The organism is Microvirga sp. 3-52, assembly GCF_018383585.1.
In the GTDB taxonomy this organism is placed as follows: Bacteria; Pseudomonadota; Alphaproteobacteria; order Rhizobiales; family Beijerinckiaceae; genus Microvirga.
Window position 1 is genome coordinate 53,688 of sequence record NZ_JAHAMK010000006.1, and the last position, 16,927, is coordinate 70,614.

10 protein-coding genes and 1 pseudogene are annotated in these 16,927 nt (G+C 65.3%); 2 read left to right on the forward strand and 9 right to left on the reverse strand.

Features of this window, described 5'->3' with window-relative positions; genetic code table 11:
* Positions 1–47: 47 nt before the first annotated feature.
* Together KHP60_RS06815 and KHP60_RS06820 are read left to right on the forward strand one after the other, a co-directional pair.
* On the forward strand, positions 48–956 hold the full coding sequence (locus tag KHP60_RS06815; protein WP_213562938.1) for an N-acetylglucosamine kinase: 909 nt from the start codon (positions 48–50) through the stop codon (positions 954–956).
* A gap of 444 nt (positions 957–1,400) precedes the next feature.
* A complete protein-coding gene (locus KHP60_RS06820) occupies positions 1,401–2,303 on the forward strand; it encodes a sugar kinase (RefSeq protein WP_213562940.1) in 903 nt (300 codons plus the stop codon).
* A 16-nt stretch (positions 2,304–2,319) separates the two neighbouring features.
* Here the strand turns inward: KHP60_RS06820 and KHP60_RS06825 are convergent, their stop codons facing one another.
* The 9 genes and pseudogenes from KHP60_RS06825 to KHP60_RS06865 all read right to left on the reverse strand — a co-directional run bounded on the left by KHP60_RS06825 (position 2,320) and on the right by KHP60_RS06865 (position 16,667).
* Entirely contained in the window at positions 2,320–3,912 is a 1,593-nt protein-coding gene (locus tag KHP60_RS06825) for an ABC-F family ATP-binding cassette domain-containing protein (RefSeq protein ID WP_213562942.1), read from the reverse strand.
* Between the two features lie 408 nt (positions 3,913–4,320).
* Positions 4,321–5,880, reverse strand: a pseudogene (locus KHP60_RS06830) (peptide chain release factor 3); the annotation flags it as partial.
* Positions 5,881–6,271: 391 nt separating this feature from the next.
* Positions 6,272–7,387, reverse strand: coding sequence for a succinylglutamate desuccinylase/aspartoacylase family protein (locus KHP60_RS06835; protein WP_213562944.1), 1,116 nt, complete (start codon positions 7,385–7,387; stop codon positions 6,272–6,274).
* A 61-nt stretch (positions 7,388–7,448) separates the two neighbouring features.
* Positions 7,449–8,417 carry a glucokinase gene (locus tag KHP60_RS06840; RefSeq protein ID WP_409366262.1) on the reverse strand — a complete coding sequence of 323 codons (969 nt, stop codon included), beginning with the start codon at positions 8,415–8,417 and terminating at the stop codon, positions 7,449–7,451.
* Positions 8,418–8,498: 81 nt separating this feature from the next.
* Positions 8,499–10,307, reverse strand: coding sequence for a glycoside hydrolase family 15 protein (locus KHP60_RS06845; protein WP_213562947.1), 1,809 nt, complete (start codon positions 10,305–10,307; stop codon positions 8,499–8,501).
* Position 10,308: 1 nt separating this feature from the next.
* Positions 10,309–11,061 carry a trehalose-phosphatase gene (gene otsB, locus KHP60_RS06850; RefSeq protein ID WP_213562949.1) on the reverse strand — a complete coding sequence of 251 codons (753 nt, stop codon included), beginning with the start codon at positions 11,059–11,061 and terminating at the stop codon, positions 10,309–10,311.
* A 22-nt stretch (positions 11,062–11,083) separates the two neighbouring features.
* Positions 11,084–13,285, reverse strand: a complete 2,202-nt coding sequence (locus tag KHP60_RS06855) for a trehalose-6-phosphate synthase (protein ID WP_249688597.1) — start codon at positions 13,283–13,285, stop codon at positions 11,084–11,086.
* A 283-nt stretch (positions 13,286–13,568) separates the two neighbouring features.
* Positions 13,569–14,891 carry an HlyD family type I secretion periplasmic adaptor subunit gene (locus KHP60_RS06860; protein WP_213562953.1) on the reverse strand — a complete coding sequence of 441 codons (1,323 nt, stop codon included), beginning with the start codon at positions 14,889–14,891 and terminating at the stop codon, positions 13,569–13,571.
* A complete protein-coding gene (locus tag KHP60_RS06865) occupies positions 14,892–16,667 on the reverse strand; it encodes a type I secretion system permease/ATPase (RefSeq protein ID WP_213562955.1) in 1,776 nt (591 codons plus the stop codon).
* Positions 16,668–16,927 lie beyond the last annotated feature (260 nt).

Sequence of the window (16,927 nt, forward strand, 5' to 3'; positions counted from 1 at the left end):
CATAACGGGCCGGCCGGGTGACCGGCTGAAAGAAGAGGCAAGGGGTCATGGGGCTGGGGCTTGGCATCGACGCGGGGGGCACCGCCACGCGCTGGCGGCTGGCGGATGCAAGTGGCCGATGCATCGCCCAGGGCTCCGTCGCTCCCCTGACCGGCCATCTCTTCTCCGCCGCCGCCGAGGAGCGCGCCCGGCAGATTGTCCTCGACATGACCCAGGCGGTGATGAAGACGGGTCGCCCCTTGGGCATCATCGCCGGCATCACGGGACTGACCCGCGACACGCCGGCTGAAGCGACCATGCGCGCCCTGTTCGCCGAAACCTTCGAGCTCTCTCCCGACAAGGTCTTCGTCGCGGAAGACATGTGGATCGCCTACCTGGCTTATTTCGCCCTCGGCGAAGGCATCCTGGTCTATAGCGGCACCGGCTCCATCGGCTATTACCTGTCCGAGGCCAAGGAGGTCATCCGGGTCGGCGGGCGCGGGAACCTGATCGACGATGGCGGCTCCGGCTTCTGGATCGCCCGTGAGGCCCTCAGGGCTGTCCTGCGCGCCGAAGAGGAAGGCCCCGGCACGGGCTGGACGACGACGCTCGGCACCTGTCTGGCCAAGGCGCTGGGCGGGACCGACTGGAACATCGTGCGGTCCTTCGTCTATGGCGGCGACCGCGGCAAGATCGGCTCGCTCGCCCGCGCCGTGGGCGAGGCGGCCCAGGCCGGCGATGCAACGGCCCTGGCCATCTTGAGGGACGCGGGCGAGGAACTGGCCCGCCTCGCGAATGCTCTCATCAAGCGTCTGGGCCCCCGGCCCGTGACCCTGGTGGGTGGGACGGCACGGCTTCACCCCGTCTTGTCTGACGCCTTCCGGAGGCGGCTGGCCGCTCCCGTCGAATTCATCGCGACCGATCTGGACGCGGCGCTGACGGCGGCACGCCTGGCCGCGACGCTCAACAAGGCGTGACGGGTCCTCCAGCGCATCGTGCGGCCCCGAAGGGCCACGCCAGTGAAAAGTGGACCCGGTTTTCGCTGACGCGGCCCTCTGGGTCCGCGCAGAACGATGCGCTATCCAAAGAGTGGAGCATCGGATTCAATCCCAAAATTGGATTCCACTTTTGGGTCCGATGCTCTAGCGCCAGGCCGGGGTTGTGAATCCCCTTCCCTGGCATCCGGCTCGCCAGGGATGACACCCTCCCGTCATGGCCGGGCTCGTCCCGGCCATCTCGATTAGGAAAAGCGCCCCTCTGATCGGGATCACCGGCACAAGGCCGGTGATGACATGGAACGGCGAGACTCTCATCTCTTTGCAATCCAGACCCACAAGCCTGCCAGACCGGAAGATCTTGCCTAATCGGCCCTGCTCGTCCAAGACTCCAGCGGCGAAACCAGATCCAAGACGAATTTTGCGATGCATGCTCTCTTCGTGGGCCAGACCTATATCGACGTGACCTTCCTGGCGGACGAGCTTCCGACCGGAGACGAGAAAACCGTGGCGCGGGATTATGCGATCTCGTTCGGCGGCAATGCGGTCACGGCCGCCTTCGCCTGCGCGAAGCTGGGGCTGCCACCCGATCTCCTGACCTCGATCGCGGACGACTGGCTCGGCCGCATGTTCATCGACATGGCGGCGAAATACGGCATCTCGGTCCATCACCGGAAGGTCCACGAATCGTCCCTTTCCTTCATCATGCCGCGGGGCGGCAAGCGTGCCATCGTCCGCTGCCGCGACGATCACTATCTGCACCCCGTGCCGCCGCTGAACCTCCAGGGCTGCAGGGCCCTGCATCTCGACGGCCACCAAGCCGATGCGGCCATGCATTATGCCAAGATCTGCCGCGAGTCCGGCATCCTCACCTCCCTCGACGGCGGCGGCCTGCGCTCCAACACGCACGAGCTCCTGGAATTCATCGACGTGGCCATCGTGGCCGAACGCCTCTGCGAGCAGATGGACCTGACCCCGGCCGGAATGCTGGGCTACCTCAAGAGCCGCGGCTGCAAGATCGGCGGCGTGACCTTGGGCGAGCGCGGCCTTGTCTGGTACGACGAGACCGGCCAGGAAGGCGTCCTGCCGGCCCTCAACGTGCCCGGCGAGGCGGTGGTGGACACCAACGGCGCCGGCGACATCTTCCACGGCGCCTATGTCTATTCCGCCATGGCCCGTCCCGACCTGCCCTGGCGGGAGCATTTCATCTTCGCCCGCGCCGCCTCGGCCCATGCCATCCAGCACCTCGGCAACGAGGCGAGCCTGCCGACCATCGAGAACATTGCCCAGGTGCAGGAGCGCTACGCCGAGCGCAAGCTGGCGGCCTGAGCCGGGTCCTTCCCGGTCAGTCCCCCGGATCCGAGAGATCCAGCCTGCGCGAGATCCCGATGGCTTCCAGGAAGGTCTCGTCGTGGCTGACGATCAGCAGGGCCCCGTCATAGGCCCTCAACCCGGCCTCGACCGCTTCGATGGAATCGATGTCGAGATGGTTCGTCGGCTCGTCGAGGATCAGCAGAGCGGGAGGTCTCGGCCCGCCCAGCACGCAGGCGAGCCCCGCCCGCAGCAACTGCCCGCCGCTCAAGGTCGAGACGATCTGCAGCGCCGCATCGGCCCGGAACATGAACCGGGCCAGGGCCGCCCGGCACGCGTTCTCGTCCGCCCCAGGGTTGATGCGGCGGAAGTTGTCGCGGATCGAGGCAGACGCGTCGAGCAGGCTCACCCGCTGGTCGAACAGCGCGAATTCGGTCATGACCCTCACGCGTCCGCTCCAGGGCTGCAGCTGCCCGGTGACGAGGGCGAGCAACGTCGTCTTGCCGGAACCGTTCGGCCCGGTGACGGCGACGCGCTCCGGCCCGGTGATGGCGAAGGACAAGTCGCGCAGGATCGGCCGCTCCGGTTCGTAGCCGACGCTTGCGGCATCGATGGCGAGAACCGTCCTGCCGGCCGGCAGATGCGTCGGCGGCAGCACCACGGAAAACGGCTGCAGGATCTCGATGCGCTCGCGCGCCACGGCGGCGGCCTCGCGGGCCTCGGCGCGGCGGCTTTCGGTCAGGCGGGCGTTCCTGCCGTCCGTTTCCTCACTTCGATTCTTCAGCCCGTTCATGAGGATGCGCGGCATGTCGCCTTTGGCGCGCTTTCTCTGGGCCGTCCCGTCCTTGCGCGCCTTTCTCTCGGCGGTCTCCTGTGCTTTCCGGTCGATCTCGGCAACGCGCTTCTCGGCATCCGCCAGATCGCGCCGGACTGCCCCGAGTTCCAGAGCCTTGCTTTCGCGGTACTGGCTCCAGTTGCCGCCATAGCGCGTGGCACCGAGCGAGGTCAGCTCGACGATGGCATCCATCATGTCGAGCAGTGCCCGGTCGTGGCTGACGACGATCGCCCCTCCCCGCCAACCGGCAAGGAGGTCGATCACGGCCTGACGTCCATCTCGGTCGAGGTTGTTGGTCGGCTCGTCAAGAAGCAGGACGTCGGGCTCCGCGAGGACGAGCGCCGCGAGGCGAGCCCGCGTGTTCTGGCCGCCTGACAGGCTCGAGAGAGGCGTGTCCGGCCGCGCGTCGAGGCCGACACGCGCGAGGGCGGATGCCATGCGGGCCTCCAGGGTCCAATCCGCATGGGCTAGCTCCTCGGCCGTGGCTTCGCCGGCCTCGGCGCGGCGCAGGAGGGCCAGGGCGTCGTCGACACCGAACAGGGACGCGATGGTCTCGGCCGGATCGACCTGAACGATCTGGCGCAGGAGCCCCAGGCTGCCATGGACGGCGACCGTCCCGGAATGGGCGCGCAGTTCGCCGGAGATCAGCTTGAGGAGCGTGGTCTTGCCGACGCCGTTGCGGCCGACGAGCCCCGTCCGTTCCGAGCCGAAACTCAGGTCGAGATCGGAAAGGAGTGAACGGCCGTCAGGCGCGGACCATGAAACATGGGAGAGAGTGATCGAGACAGGCATGGATATGGATTTCCCCAGTGGCAAGGCAGAGCGGCATTGCTGTCGGGTTGAAATCCATTGCGGCGCACATCCTGTCGAAACTGACGCCTCTCGGGCATCCGGTGCCGAATATACGGAGGCCCGGGCTCCGCCGCAAGTTTGCGGCCGGCGCCGGGCCTCTCCATAGAAGGAAGGCGGCGCATCGTGCGGACGCGAAGGGCCGCGTCCGCACGATGCGCCGGTTGGACATGAGCATCAGATGAAACCCAAAAGTGGAATCCCCTTTTGGGTCCGATGCTCTAAGCCGCCTTCTTCTGATAATCCTTCACGTCCGAGAACTGGATCGCCTTGTAGCGGTCGACCTCGTACTGAAGGTTGAACATGTTCGGCGCCATGAACACGGGCGCATCGTCGAGGTCGCGCGCCNTCCTTCACGTCCGAGAACTGGATCGCCTTGTAGCGGTCGACCTCGTACTGAAGGTTGAACATGTTCGGCGCCATGAACACGGGCGCATCGTCGAGGTCGCGCGCCATGGACGACAGGTGGCCCTCGATGAACTTGTCGAGCTCTCGCGGATCGTCCGCCGTGATCCAGCGGCAGATGGAGAAGCGCGTCGGCTCATAATCGATCGGCAGGCCGTATTCGGCCCCCAGACGTTCCTTGAGCACGTCGAGCTGCAGCGCGCCGACCACGCCCACGATGGCGCCGGAGCCGTCCTGCGGAACGAAGAGCTGCACGACGCCCTCCTCGGCCATCTGCTGCAGGGCCTCGCGCAGCTTCTTGGCCTTCATGGCGTCCTGCAGCTTGATGCGGCGCAGGATTTCCGGCGCGAAGCTCGGCACGCCGCGGAAGATGATGTCTTCGCCCTCCGTGAGCGTATCGCCGATGCGCAGAGTGCCGTGGTTCGGGATGCCGACCACGTCGCCCGCCCAGGCCTCGTCGGCGATCGCCCGGTCCTGGGCGAAGAAGAACTGCGGCGAGTTCAGGCTCATGGGCTTGCCCGTGCGCACGAGCTTCACCTTCATGCCGCGCTGGAGTTTTCCCGAGCAGATTCGCATGAAGGCGATGCGGTCGCGGTGGTTCGGATCCATGTTGGCCTGGATCTTGAACACGAAGCCGGTCATGCGGCCCTCGCCCGCCTCGACGAGGCGCTTGTCGGCCTCCTGGCCGCGCGGGGGCGGCGCATAGGAGGCGAGAGCGTCGATGAGGTCGCGCACGCCGAAATTGCGCAACGCGGAGCCGAAGAACACGGGTGTGAGGTGACCCTCGCGAAAGGCCTGAAGGTCGAAGGGCTTGCAGGCTTCCTGGGCGAGGGAGACCTCCTCCTGCCAGGCATCGGCCTCTTCCGGCGGCAGCAGGCTCAGGAGCTTCGGATCGTCCGACCCCGAGACCTCCGTCGGCTCCTCGTCCGTGTCGATGCGCCGGACCATGTTGCGGCGCAGATCGAAGGTGCCGGCGAAGCTCCTGCCCTGGCTGATCGGCCAGGTGACCGGAGACGTATCGAGAGCCAGCGTCTTCTCGATCTCGTCGAGCAGGTCGAAGGGATTGCGCGCCTCGCGGTCCATCTTGTTGATGAAGGTCACGATCGGGATGTCGCGCATGCGGCAGACTTCGAAGAGCTTGCGGGTGCGCGCCTCGATGCCCTTGGCCGCGTCGATCACCATGATGGCCGAGTCGACGGCGGTCAGCGTCCGGTAGGTGTCCTCCGAGAAGTCCTCGTGGCCCGGCGTGTCGAGCAGGTTGAAGACGCAGCCGCCGTACTCGAAGGTCATGACCGAGGTCACGACCGAGATGCCGCGCTCCTTCTCGATGCCCATCCAGTCGGACCGGGTGGAGACGCGGTTCTTCTTGGCCTTCACCTCGCCGGCGAGCTGGATCGCGCCCCCGAAGAGCAGGAGCTTTTCGGTGAGCGTGGTCTTGCCCGCGTCCGGGTGGGAGATGATCGCAAAGGTTCGGCGGCGACCCACGGGGGCCGGAAGATCGGTCATGGCGGTTTAAAATTTCTCTGGGAACGAAGGTTAAGGGACAGAACGCCGCAGCGCCCCGCCCTTCCGTTGTGCTCTTCTCAACCCATATGGGGGTTTCCCGTCAACAACGAAAGGAGGTGATCCAGTGTCTCATTGTCATACCCTACGGTCCCCGGTTGCCGTGACCTGGATCTTGGCCTCTGCCGAGATTGGTGCGTAAGCACAAAATGGCCGGCTCTCAACGGGCCGTGGAACCGACAATGGAAAGGCCGCCTCTCGGGGCGGCCTTTCTTTTTGTTTTCGGAGGGCTGGTCCTACCAAAAAGTCCGGACAGTCATTCCTCTCTCACGTCATGGCCGGGACAAGCCCGGTGATGACGAAGAGGTGAGCATACGTCAGGCGCTGACAGCTTCTACGCCCCGAGCAGCTTGCCCGTCCGCTTGGCGGTCGTGCCGGCAACCTTGGCGATCCGCATTCCTTTCGTGACGAAGCGCACGGCCACCCGGGCGAACATCACGCCGTCGGAGGGAGCCTTGGCGAGGACTACGGTGCCAGTCAGCGGATCGATCACCTCGGCGATCGCCTCGCCCTCCTTCACCTTTTCCCCCACCTCGACCTTGAACACCAGGATGCCGTAGGCCGGAGCCTGGACCGGCTCGGAGGCAGCCAGCGGGGTTGCCCGGCAGAGAGCCTCGGGCACCCGAGGGGCTTCACCGCCAACGGCACCGCGCAGGATCATGTAATCGATCAACGCGGCGGCATCGGCTCGCGCCGTCTCATGGTCCACGTCGCGCTCGCCGCGAAACTCCAAGGTCGTCGAATGGCAGCCGAACGGGATCGGATGATCGGGGAACCGGTCGGCGAGTTCGGCCCAGGGGCGGCTGCAGGCTTCGTCGAAGGGCTCGTCGCCCGAGACATCGGCGATGAGATAGGCGTGGGAGCCGATGAGCGCCGAGAGCGGGGCGAATTCCTCGGCCGAACGGGTGTGGGTGTAGAGATGCACCACGGCCTCGGAGTCGCAGTGCATGTCGAGCACGGTGTCGGCCTCCTGGGCCAGACCCAGCAGCGCTTTCTTCATGACATCCGCCGGATTGGACGGCTCCCAGGCATCGAGCTCGGCCCGCAGAGCCTCGCGGATCAGGCGGACATTCGCCTCACCATCCTTCGTGAGCTTGCCCTCGATCCGCTCCGCGACCTTCGGGACGAGGTAGGGATAGCCGCGGTTGAAATTGACCCCGTCGGCCAGATGGAAGCGGCCGATGGGGTCCCCCAGGACTCTCTGGGCAAGGCCGATGGGATTGGCGGACGGCACGAGGATGATCTCACCCTTGATCCTCCCCTCGGCCTCGAGCGCCGTCAGGCGCTCGCGCAGGTGATGGGCCGCGATCATGCCGGGGATCTCGTCGGCATGGAGCGAGGCCTGGATATAGACGCGGGGGCGAGCCCCTTCCGGACCGAAGCGCTGGACCGTCAACGACAGGTCCGCCCCGGGGGCGAGGGGCGAAAGGGCGATCTGTTCTGTTCTCATGACTCAACAATCGATGGCAGACATGGGAATGACACGGCTCCCATGTTTCAGGCGGGACCTGTCAGGTAGCCTGCCACCCTTGGGATTGGAAGACGAAGCGCTGCGGATTCGACACGATGGCGGCAAGTCCCTCCAGGGCCGGCTCCGGATTGACGATGGCGTAAACCGGCACCTTGCTCGCCCAGGCATCGTGCGGCGCCTTCCGGTCGAACGCCTCGCGGAAATCCCCGGCCTGGAGAATGTCGACCATGCGGGGCGCGATGCCGCCGGCGATGAAGACACCGCCGGAGGATTCGAAGGTCAGCGCCAGATCGCCGGCAAAACGGCCGAGGAAGCGCGAGAAGAGGGACAACGCATCCTTGGCCAGCGGATCACCCTCGCGGGCGGATGCCAGCACGTCGTTGGGGATCGTGAAGGGACAATCGACGCAGCGGTGCACAGCGAGCGCCTTGGCGATGCGGAACAGGCCGGGGCCGGACAGAACGACTTCCGCGGTGACCCGTCCGCCGACCCGTTCCAGATGGGGCCACAGGGCCGTCTCCTCGTCGGTCGTGGGGCCGAACTCCACGTGCCCGGCCTCCGTTGCCAGGATGGCGAAGCGGTCTTCCACGGGCATCAGCGCTCCTGCGCCCAGGCCCGTACCGGGACCCAGCACCACGCGCGGGCCGGGCTTGGGAGGAGCGAAGGTTCCGAGGGGCGCGAGATCGCCGCGCGCCTCGTCGAGCACATCCACCGATGAGGCCACGGGGGTGTAGTCGTTGACGAGACTCACGCGCTCGAGATCGAGTGCCCGACCGATGGCCTGCGCATCGATCACCCAATGGGCGTTGGTGAGACGGATCGCGGGGGCATCCACCCGCGTCGCCACCGCGATGATGGCCGAGCGGGGCGCAGGTCCCTCATAGGCTTCGAGCGCAATCCTGATCGCTCCGACCGGATCGGGCGTCTGCGCCGTCAGCGTGCGCGGCAACAGCTGAACGGACGCCCCGGGCGCAGGCAGAACGGCGAAGCGGGCATTGGTGCCGCCGATATCGCCGAGAAGAACAGGGAATGCGAACATCGAAGCCTATCGTCCTTTCCGCCTCTCGCCACAAGCCTCATGACACAAGGGTCAGAAGGCCTCTTCCCAGCTCCGGCTCAGCCGCACGGCGGAGTTGATGAGACCCACCATGGAATAGGTCTGGGGGAAGTTCCCCCACAGCTCTCCGGTCGTGAAGTCCGCATCCTCGGAGAAGAGTCCGAAGGAATTGCGCAAACTCAGGATGTGCTCGAAGAGTTCCTTGGCCTCGTCCTTGCGCCCGATGACATTCAGCGCATCGACGTACCAGAAGCCGCAGATCATGAAAGCCGTATGCATGAGGCCGAAATCGTCTTCCACATCATAACGCAGCAGAAGATCGCCGCGCCTCAGCTTCGCGCCCACCGCGTCCACGGTGGCGATGAAGCGCGGATCGTCGGGTTTCACGAAATCGAGTTCGGCCAGGAGGAGGAGCGTTGCGTCGAGATGCTCACCGTCGAAGGAGGACACGAAGGTGCCCGTGTCGGGGTTGTAAGCGCGCTCGTCGATAACCCGGTGCATATGCTCGGCGTTCTCGCGCCAGAAGGCGGCCCGGTCCTCGCGGCCCATGGCTTCGGCGACCTTCACAAGACGGTCGCAGGCCGCCCAGCACATCACGCTCGGAAAGGTGTGCACGGCCGCCTTGGTGCGCAGCTCCCACGGGCCGGCATCCGGCTGGTCGAAGACCTCGATGGCCCGGTGTCCCAGCTTCTCCAGATGGGCGAACAACGCGCGGTTGCCGGTGCGGATCAGGCGCTTGTCGAGGAAGGCGTGAACGGAGGCCAGGACGATGCTGCCATAGGCGTCGTTCTGGATCTGCGTATAGGCGGCGTTGCCGACGCGCACGGGACCCATGCCGCGGTAGCCGGCAAGAGCCGTCGCCTCCCGCTCGTCCAGGTCCGGCGAGCGCGTGATGCTGAAGAGCGGCGGCATGTCCTTCTGGTCGGGAACGGCCTCCATGTCGTCGACGATGTTGGTGATGTAGGTGAGGTATTCCTCCATCGTCTTGGTGGTGCCGAGCCGGTTGAGCGCCTGGATGACGAAATACGCATCCCGCAGCCAGCAATAGCGGTAATCCCAATTGCGCTTGGTGTGCGGCGCTTCCGGCACCGAGGTGGTCAGCGCCGCCACGATGGCGCCCGTTTCCTCGTAATTGCACAGCTTGAGCGTGATGGCGGCGCGGATGACCGCCTCCTGCCAGTCGAAGGGTATGGAGAGCGAGCGCACCCAGTCGCGCCAGAAGTCGACGGTGCTGTCGAGAAAGGCCCGGGCGGTGGAATCCGTTTCGGACCGGAGCGGTTCGTCCTCCCCGAAGAAGAAGGACAGGGGCCGGTCCACCACGAAAGGACGCTCGTCATGGATGTAGGACACGGAAGCGTCGGTGGTGAGCCGCAGCGAATAGGCCGGCCCCACGAAGCGCAGATGATTGCTGCCGCGGGTCAGGTTCGGCGGGCAGCCGCCCCAATCGTAATGGGGCCGCAGCCTGACCCGGATGCGCGGACGTCCCTTCACCGGATGAACCCGGCGGATCAGCATCGGCGGGCGGAAGGTGCGGTCGTAATGCTTGAAGCGGGGCGCGAAATCGGTGACTTCGAGAATGTTGCCGAAGGAATCCGTCATGCGCGAGACGAGAACTGCCGTGTTCTGGAGATAGGTCTGCTCGCAGCTGACCATGCCGACCATGTCGATGGCGAAGACGCCCTTCTGCTCCGCATCGGTCTGGCCCTCGGGGCTGTCGAGCAGAGCGGAAAAGACGGGATCGCCGTCGAAGCGGGGAAAGCAGCTCCAGACGATCTGCGCGCGGCGATCCACCAGGGCCGAAATCGTGCAATTGCCGATAACGGCAAGATCTAGCGAACTCATATCAGCAATCATCCCCTTTAAAAGGCAGAATCCCTTCGAAAGCCCACGTGGACAGGCAATGTCGCAAATCCGCAGGCGTTCCAAGGCGGACCTTGGCAATGGTGTCCCCCGCTCCGATGCGCACGGACAAGCCGCCATGTGCATTCACGGTCTTAAAGCCGTTCTCGTCGGTCAGGTCGTCGCCGACGAAGATCGGGCGCCGTCCCTTATAGGGAGATTCGTGGAGGAATCTCTCGATCACTTTGCCCTTTCCCGCCGCCGAGGGAAGGATTTCTGCCACAGCTTTTCCGTGTTGAACACGATAATCCGGGCCCAGCGCTTCGACGGCCGCGTGGGCGGTCGCCAAGGCGAAATCCTTCTCATGGGGGGCGAGGCGCCAGTGAATGGCGACCGAGCAGCCCTTGTCCTCGATCAGGATGCCCTCCTTGTCGGCAACAATCTTGCCCAGGCGCCCGACCAACTCACGCAAGGCCGGGTGCTCGTCGGGATCGCACATGGAGAGCCGCCCGGCAATGCGATGCTCGAGCCCATGAAGCCCCGCCATATCGAACACATGAGGCACGAGGCGTCCGTCGAGGAAATCGACGGGGCGGCCGCTGATGATCGCAAGCGCACCGCCGAGCCGCCTCTGCAGCCTGGTGAGGACATCGGGCAAGGCCGCGTCCACGGCAACCGCATCGGGGCGCTCGACGATATCGACGAGGGTCCCGTCGAAATCGAGAAACAGAGCATAATCCTCATTCACGTCAGGCATCGGACCTTGTCCTGCAGGAGCTTCACGCATTGACCGGCGCAAGCCTCCGCCCCCTGGCAATCAATCGTCTGATCCGCTGCTGCTTGCGCAGGCGGGAGGAGGCCAGCAGCATCTGGCCGGCCCAGCGATAGACGTTGCGTTCCTTGACCTGATCGCGCATCAGCCGCATCCGCTCGCGCTGCTCGTTCTGCGGCATGGTCAGCGCGCGGTTGATGGCCTCGCCCATGGCATGGGCATTGTAGGGATTGACGATCAGCGCCTCGGACAGCTCGCGGGACGCGCCCGCGAAGGCCGAGAGGATGAGCACGCCCTGCTCGTCGTCCCGTGCCGCCACGAACTCCTTGGCGACGAGATTCATGCCGTCGTGCAAGCTCGACACGATGCACAGGTCCGCGGCACGGAAGAGCTCGAAAACTTCGTCGGGCTCGTGATGACGGATGAGGAGCCTGATGGGCTCGTAGCCGTCACCGCCGTATTTTTCGTTTATGTCACGGGCCAGAGCCTCGGCCTCCTCCTGAAGCAGGCGGTAATTGGCGAGCTTGCTGCGCGTCGGAGCAGCCACCTGAACGAAGGTGAAATTCCCTCTCCATTCAGGATGCTCGCCGATCAGCGCGTCGATGGCCTGCATGCGGTCGAGAATGCCCTTCGTGTAATCGAAGCGCTCGATGCCGACGCCGATGCGCATGTCCGGCGACAGCCCCAAACGCTCGCGCACGATCCTGCGGCACTCCTCGACGGGCTTCTGGCCCTCCATGGCGGTGGGCGGCCATTCGATGGAGATCGGATATGGACGAATCAGGGTTTCCTCGCCGCCGAAGAACACCGAATCCTTCTCCCGGTCGATGCGGCTTTCCACGTAGGAATCGACCGAGTCCAGGAAATTGTTGCAATGGGCCTGGGTGTGGAAGCCGAGGATCGAGGAGCCCAGCAGCCCGTCGATGATCTCTTCCCGCCAGGGGCAGATCCCGAAGGTCTCGGCATTGGGCCAGGGGATGTGCCAGAAGGTGACGATGGTCGCCCGGGGGAGCCGGTCGCGGATCATGCGCGGCAGCAGCGCGAAATGGTAATCCTGCACGAGGATGATCGGGTCCTCGCGCTTGGCCTCCGCCACGATCGCGTCGGCGAACTTCTCGTTGACGGACCGGTAGAGCTGCCAGTCCGCCTCCCGGAAGATCGGCCGCACGAAGGCGATGTGGCACAGGGGCCAAAGGCCCTCGTTCGCGGCGCCGTAATAATATCCGTCCTGCTCCTCGTCCGTGAGCCAGACGCGGCGCAGGGTATAGGAGGGGTGATTCGGAGGCACGGGCACCCGGTCATTGGCATCGACCGTGTCCCGGTCCGCCGTGCCGCTACCATGGGCGACCCAGGTGCCGCCGCAGGCGCGCACCACCGGCTCCAGCGCCGAGACGAGGCCGCTGGCCGGGATCTGCAGGGAAATCTCGCCGCTGTCGGTGCGGTTGTGGATGTAGGGCTCGCGGTTCGAGACCACGATCACCTCCGAGCCCGACAGTTCGTTGGACAAGGCGGCCCTCAGGGTCTCCGGGCTCCAATCCGTATGCGCCGCATCGATGGTCCGGCGCGAGGCTTCGAGTTCCTGGAGGACGTCGCGGATTTCCTGACCCAACGGAATGATGTTCTCCTCCGCCGGCGGATTGGCATTGCCCTTGCGGGCGCTCTCGAGAGCCTGCCGGATGGACGCGAGCCACCGGCGCATGATGATGGCCGCGATCATGGCGGCAAGCGCCGCAGCCCCGAAGGCAACGCCCGCCAAGGCGAGGAAGAGATAGTTTCTCGCCTCCCCGCCGCGCTGGTCGGCATAGCTCAGGTCGTGCAGGACCACGAGATGCCCCACCCGCCCGCCGGCACTCAGGGGAAAGGAGCTGACCAGGACGTTGTGATCCTGGTTCCTGACGACCGAGAAGCTTTCCGCGTCGGACCGGGATGCCTCGGCACAGGAGAAGGACGGCGGCATATTGCTGGTGGGGAAGCGCAGTTCCTGCCCTTCGCAATAGCCGATGGCGAGCACCCGCTCGTCTGAGGCGATGCGCTCGAACAGGATCCCGGCCTGCTGGGCGTCGTTGCGGGCCAGGAGGCCGCTGACCTGATCCCGGACGGAGTTGAACACGAGGCGCGATCGCAACTCGACGTCACGGCGCGTCCATTGCTCCACGAAGGACGTAGCAAAGGGCAGCACGGCCAGGATGACGATGGCCGCCACGAGCATTGCGATACCGCCAAAGCGGAAGATGATCCTCAAAACGCTAAGTTCCTCAAGAAAACCAACACTGCGATCGAAGCGGGCCGGTCCAGCCTTGCAGCAGCACCTTGGGCTTTGTCTTCGATCGAGGGCTGCAGGAGAGCACAGCCTCCGCCCTGTTATGGGCTTGCGTGCGGAACTTTCCAGGCTTGACCGGACCTTGACCGCAGCCTTCGGGAGGATTCAAACAAAAACCGCGGCCGAGGCTCATTGCCCCGACCGCAGCTCATTGCAACCCAGAGAGGAAAGCCTAGTGCTCGCGGAACGCGCGGGCGATCTGCTCCTGCATGGGCTTGAAGAAATATTCGAACGGGGTGCGCTGGTTCACCTCGACGAACACCTCGGCCTGCATGCCGGCGATCAGGTGCAGGTTTTCCAGCTTCTTGATCTCGTCCTGGGGCAGCTCGACCCGGATCGTGTAGAAGGTCGCGCCGGTCTGCTGATCCCGCGACACGTCCGCCGAGATCCGGCTCACGGTGCCGTGCAGGTCCGGGACCATGCGTGCGTTGGCGGCATGGACTTTCACGGTCGCCTTCTGGCCGAACTTCACCTGATCGATCTCGTTGGGCAGAACCTTGGCCTCGAGCTCGAGCTTGTCGTTCACCGGAACGATGTTCATCACCGGCTCGGCCGGAGAGATCACGCCGCCGATCGTGTGGACGTTCAGCTGGTGGACATAGCCGTCGCTGGGAGCGCGGATGTCGATGCGCTTCAGCTGATCCTCGGCCGCCACGCGCCGCTCGGTATATTCCGCGATCTTGCCCTGGATCTCGCGCAGCTCCTGCATCGCTTCGGCGCGCATCTGCTCGTCGATCTGGATGATCTGGAACTGGGTCTCGGCAATGCGGCTCTCGGCCTGGGCGACGGATGCGATGAGCTGGCCGCGCTGGCCCTCGATGCTCGCGGCGTCGCGCTCGAGGGCGTTCAACCGCGTGATCGGCACCAGGTTGCGATCATAGAGGTCGCGGACGCCCTTCAGCTCCGCCACGATCAGCTCGGCCTCGCGGGCCTTCGCATTCTGCTGAGCCTTCAGTCCCACGATTTCGTCCTGGGACTGGGCGATGCGCTTCCGGAGCTGGTCCTTCTGCGCGTCGCGGGAGGCGTTGCGCGCCGTGAACAGCGTGCGCTCGGAGGACATGATCTTCGCCACGGCCGGTTCATTGAGCCGGCTGGCGAATTCCTCGGGCGTCTTGACCTCCGACGAACCGTCGCGCTCCGCCTCCAGGCGAGCCTGGCGGCCGATATACTCGTCGAGCTGCTTGGAGACGACCTGCATGTTGGCGCGCGTCATCGTCTCGTCCAGGCGGACCAGGAGATCGCCCTGGGAAACGCGATCGCCTTCCTTGACCTTCAGCTCGCCGACGATGCCGCCGGTCGAGTGCTGGATCTTCTTGACGCTGGTATCGACCACGAACTGACCGCCGGCCACGACGGCGCCGGACAGGGTCGAGGTCGCCGCCCAGAGGCCGATCGTTCCGCCGAAGAGGGCGATCATGGCCACGCCACCGATGGTCGACTGACGCAGGATCCGCTGGTGAACGGAAGGCTTTTGGGGAGCTTGAATGACCAACATTTAACCAACCTCTCGCAGGTTCGCAGCCTGAGCTGCCGGCGCCTGCTGCGGCCGCACCGGTGCCGGTGCCGGCGTCGCATTGCGTTTCATGACGGACTGCAGAACCTCGTCGCGCGGTCCCATGGCCTTGATCCGGCCCTCTTCCATGATGGCGACCTGATCGACCTGGCCGAGAGCGGCCGGACGGTGCGTGATGACGATGACGACGCCGCCGCGCTTGCGCACCGCCAGAATGGCCTGGTTCAGGGCCTCGTCGCCGGCGCCGTCGAGGCTGGCATTCGGCTCGTCGAGGACGACCAGGAACGGGTTGCCGTAGAGAGCGCGGGCGAGGGCCACGCGCTGGCGCTGACCACCCGACAGGGAAGCCCCGCCCTCGCCGATCCGGGTATCGTAGCCGTCGGGCAGGTTGAGGACGAGCTCATGCGCTCCGGCCGTCTGCGCCGCGCCGATCACGTCCTCGGGCTTGGCGTTCGGCTGGAAGCGGGAGATGTTCTCGGCGATCGTGCCTTCAAACAGCTCCACGTCCTGCGGCAGGTAACCCACGTGGCGGCCGAGCGAATCCGGCTCCCACTGGTCGAGAGCCGCGCCGTCGAGGCGGATTTCGCCGCGCAGGGTCGGCCACACGCCGACAAGGGCGCGGGCAAGGGTCGACTTGCCCGAGGCGCTGGGACCGATGAGCCCGAGGCCCTGGCCGGCCTGGAGCTGGAGCGAGGCGGCCTGGACGATCGGTAGGGAGGCGCCGGGAGCGCCGACATAGACCTCTTCCACCGACAGGGCGGATTTCGGCGCGGGCAGCGGCATGCGCTGGCCCTGAGCCGGCACGAGGTTCATGATGTGCTGGAGGCGGCGATAGGCCTGACGGGAGGCCGTGAAGCCCTTCCAGTGCGCGACGGCGATTTCGATCGGGGCGAGCGCACGGGACATCAGGATCGAGCCGGCGATCATCAGGCCGCCCGACATCTGGCCCTGGATCACATAATAGGCGCCGAGGCCCAGAATGGCCGACTGGAGCACCATGCGGAAGACCTTGGCGAAGGCGCTGATGCCGGCCGAGGACTCGCTGGCGACCAAGCCGTCGTTGACGTGACGGACATGCACCTCGTCGTAGCGCTTGGCCAGGAAGCCCAGCATGCCGTTCGCACGGATGGTCTCCGCATTGCGGCGGCTGGTCTCGGCCATGGCATGACGCTCGGCGCCGCTCTTGGTCACCTCATAGGAGGGGGCCTTGCTCTTGGCGTCCGTGTAGAGGGTCAGGATGATGATCACCACGCCGCCCACCACCGACATCACCCCGATGCCGGGATGGATCATGAAGCAGCCGATGAGGAAGATCGGCATGAAGGGCATGTCGAACAGGGCCGTGGGGCCCAGGCTCGAGAGGAAGCCGCGGATCGTATCCAGATCGCGGATCGGCTGCATGCTCTCTGCCTGCTTGGCGCCCTTGAGCGGCATCGTGGCCACGAGATCGAAGACCCGGTGCGAGAGCAGCTCGTCGAAGCGGGCGCCGATGCGCGCCAGCATGCGTCCCCGCAGCATGTCGAGGCCGCCGGAGAGCGCGAACGCCGCAAGCGTGATCAGGGAGAGGCCGATCAGGGTCGGGATGCTCCGGCTGGACAGCACCCGGTCATAGACCTGGAGCATGTAGATGGAGCCCGTGAGAGCCAGAAGGTTGACCACCGCGGAGAATACGGCGACCCCGGTAAAAGAGGGAAGGCAGGACTTCAGAGCGTCTTGGACCTCTGTGCTTTCTTCCCGATTTCTCGATGCCTGCTTCATGTCTTCTTTCCATAGACCGGCCAGTCACCCGGCGCCGTCGTGGTTGTGGAGCCACTGTGCAAGGTTATACCTTATCACAATGATTGCCATCTGGCGATGGCTGTGATGACGGGGTCGTGGCCCCACAAGAGTATCTCGTTATAGTTAGGCCCGGAAGGCCATGTTTCTCAGCACTCTTATGGGTATCGAGATGCCCCTAAGATGGTCGCTTTCCGTTACGCCACCTTTTGTAACCCTATTATATGTAACTATGTCAACAA

What these genes read in the sequence shown, in the direction of transcription:
- KHP60_RS06815 (WP_213562938.1), top strand. Translation starts at nt 48, where the DNA reads ATGGGGCTGGGGCTTGGCATCGACGCGGGGGGCACCGCCACGCGCTGG.
- KHP60_RS06820 (WP_213562940.1), top strand. Translation starts at nt 1,401, where the DNA reads ATGCATGCTCTCTTCGTGGGCCAGACCTATATCGACGTGACCTTCCTG.
- KHP60_RS06825 (WP_213562942.1), bottom strand. Translation starts at nt 3,912, where the DNA reads ATGCCTGTCTCGATCACTCTCTCCCATGTTTCATGGTCCGCGCCTGAC.
- KHP60_RS06835 (WP_213562944.1), bottom strand. Translation starts at nt 7,387, where the DNA reads ATGAGAACAGAACAGATCGCCCTTTCGCCCCTCGCCCCCGGGGCGGAC.
- KHP60_RS06845 (WP_213562947.1), bottom strand. Translation starts at nt 10,307, where the DNA reads ATGAGTTCGCTAGATCTTGCCGTTATCGGCAATTGCACGATTTCGGCC.
- otsB (WP_213562949.1), bottom strand. Translation starts at nt 11,061, where the DNA reads ATGCCTGACGTGAATGAGGATTATGCTCTGTTTCTCGATTTCGACGGG.
- KHP60_RS06855 (WP_249688597.1), bottom strand. Translation starts at nt 13,285, where the DNA reads ATGCTCGTGGCGGCCATCGTCATCCTGGCCGTGCTGCCCTTTGCTACG.
- KHP60_RS06860 (WP_213562953.1), bottom strand. Translation starts at nt 14,891, where the DNA reads ATGTTGGTCATTCAAGCTCCCCAAAAGCCTTCCGTTCACCAGCGGATC.
- KHP60_RS06865 (WP_213562955.1), bottom strand. Translation starts at nt 16,667, where the DNA reads ATGAAGCAGGCATCGAGAAATCGGGAAGAAAGCACAGAGGTCCAAGAC.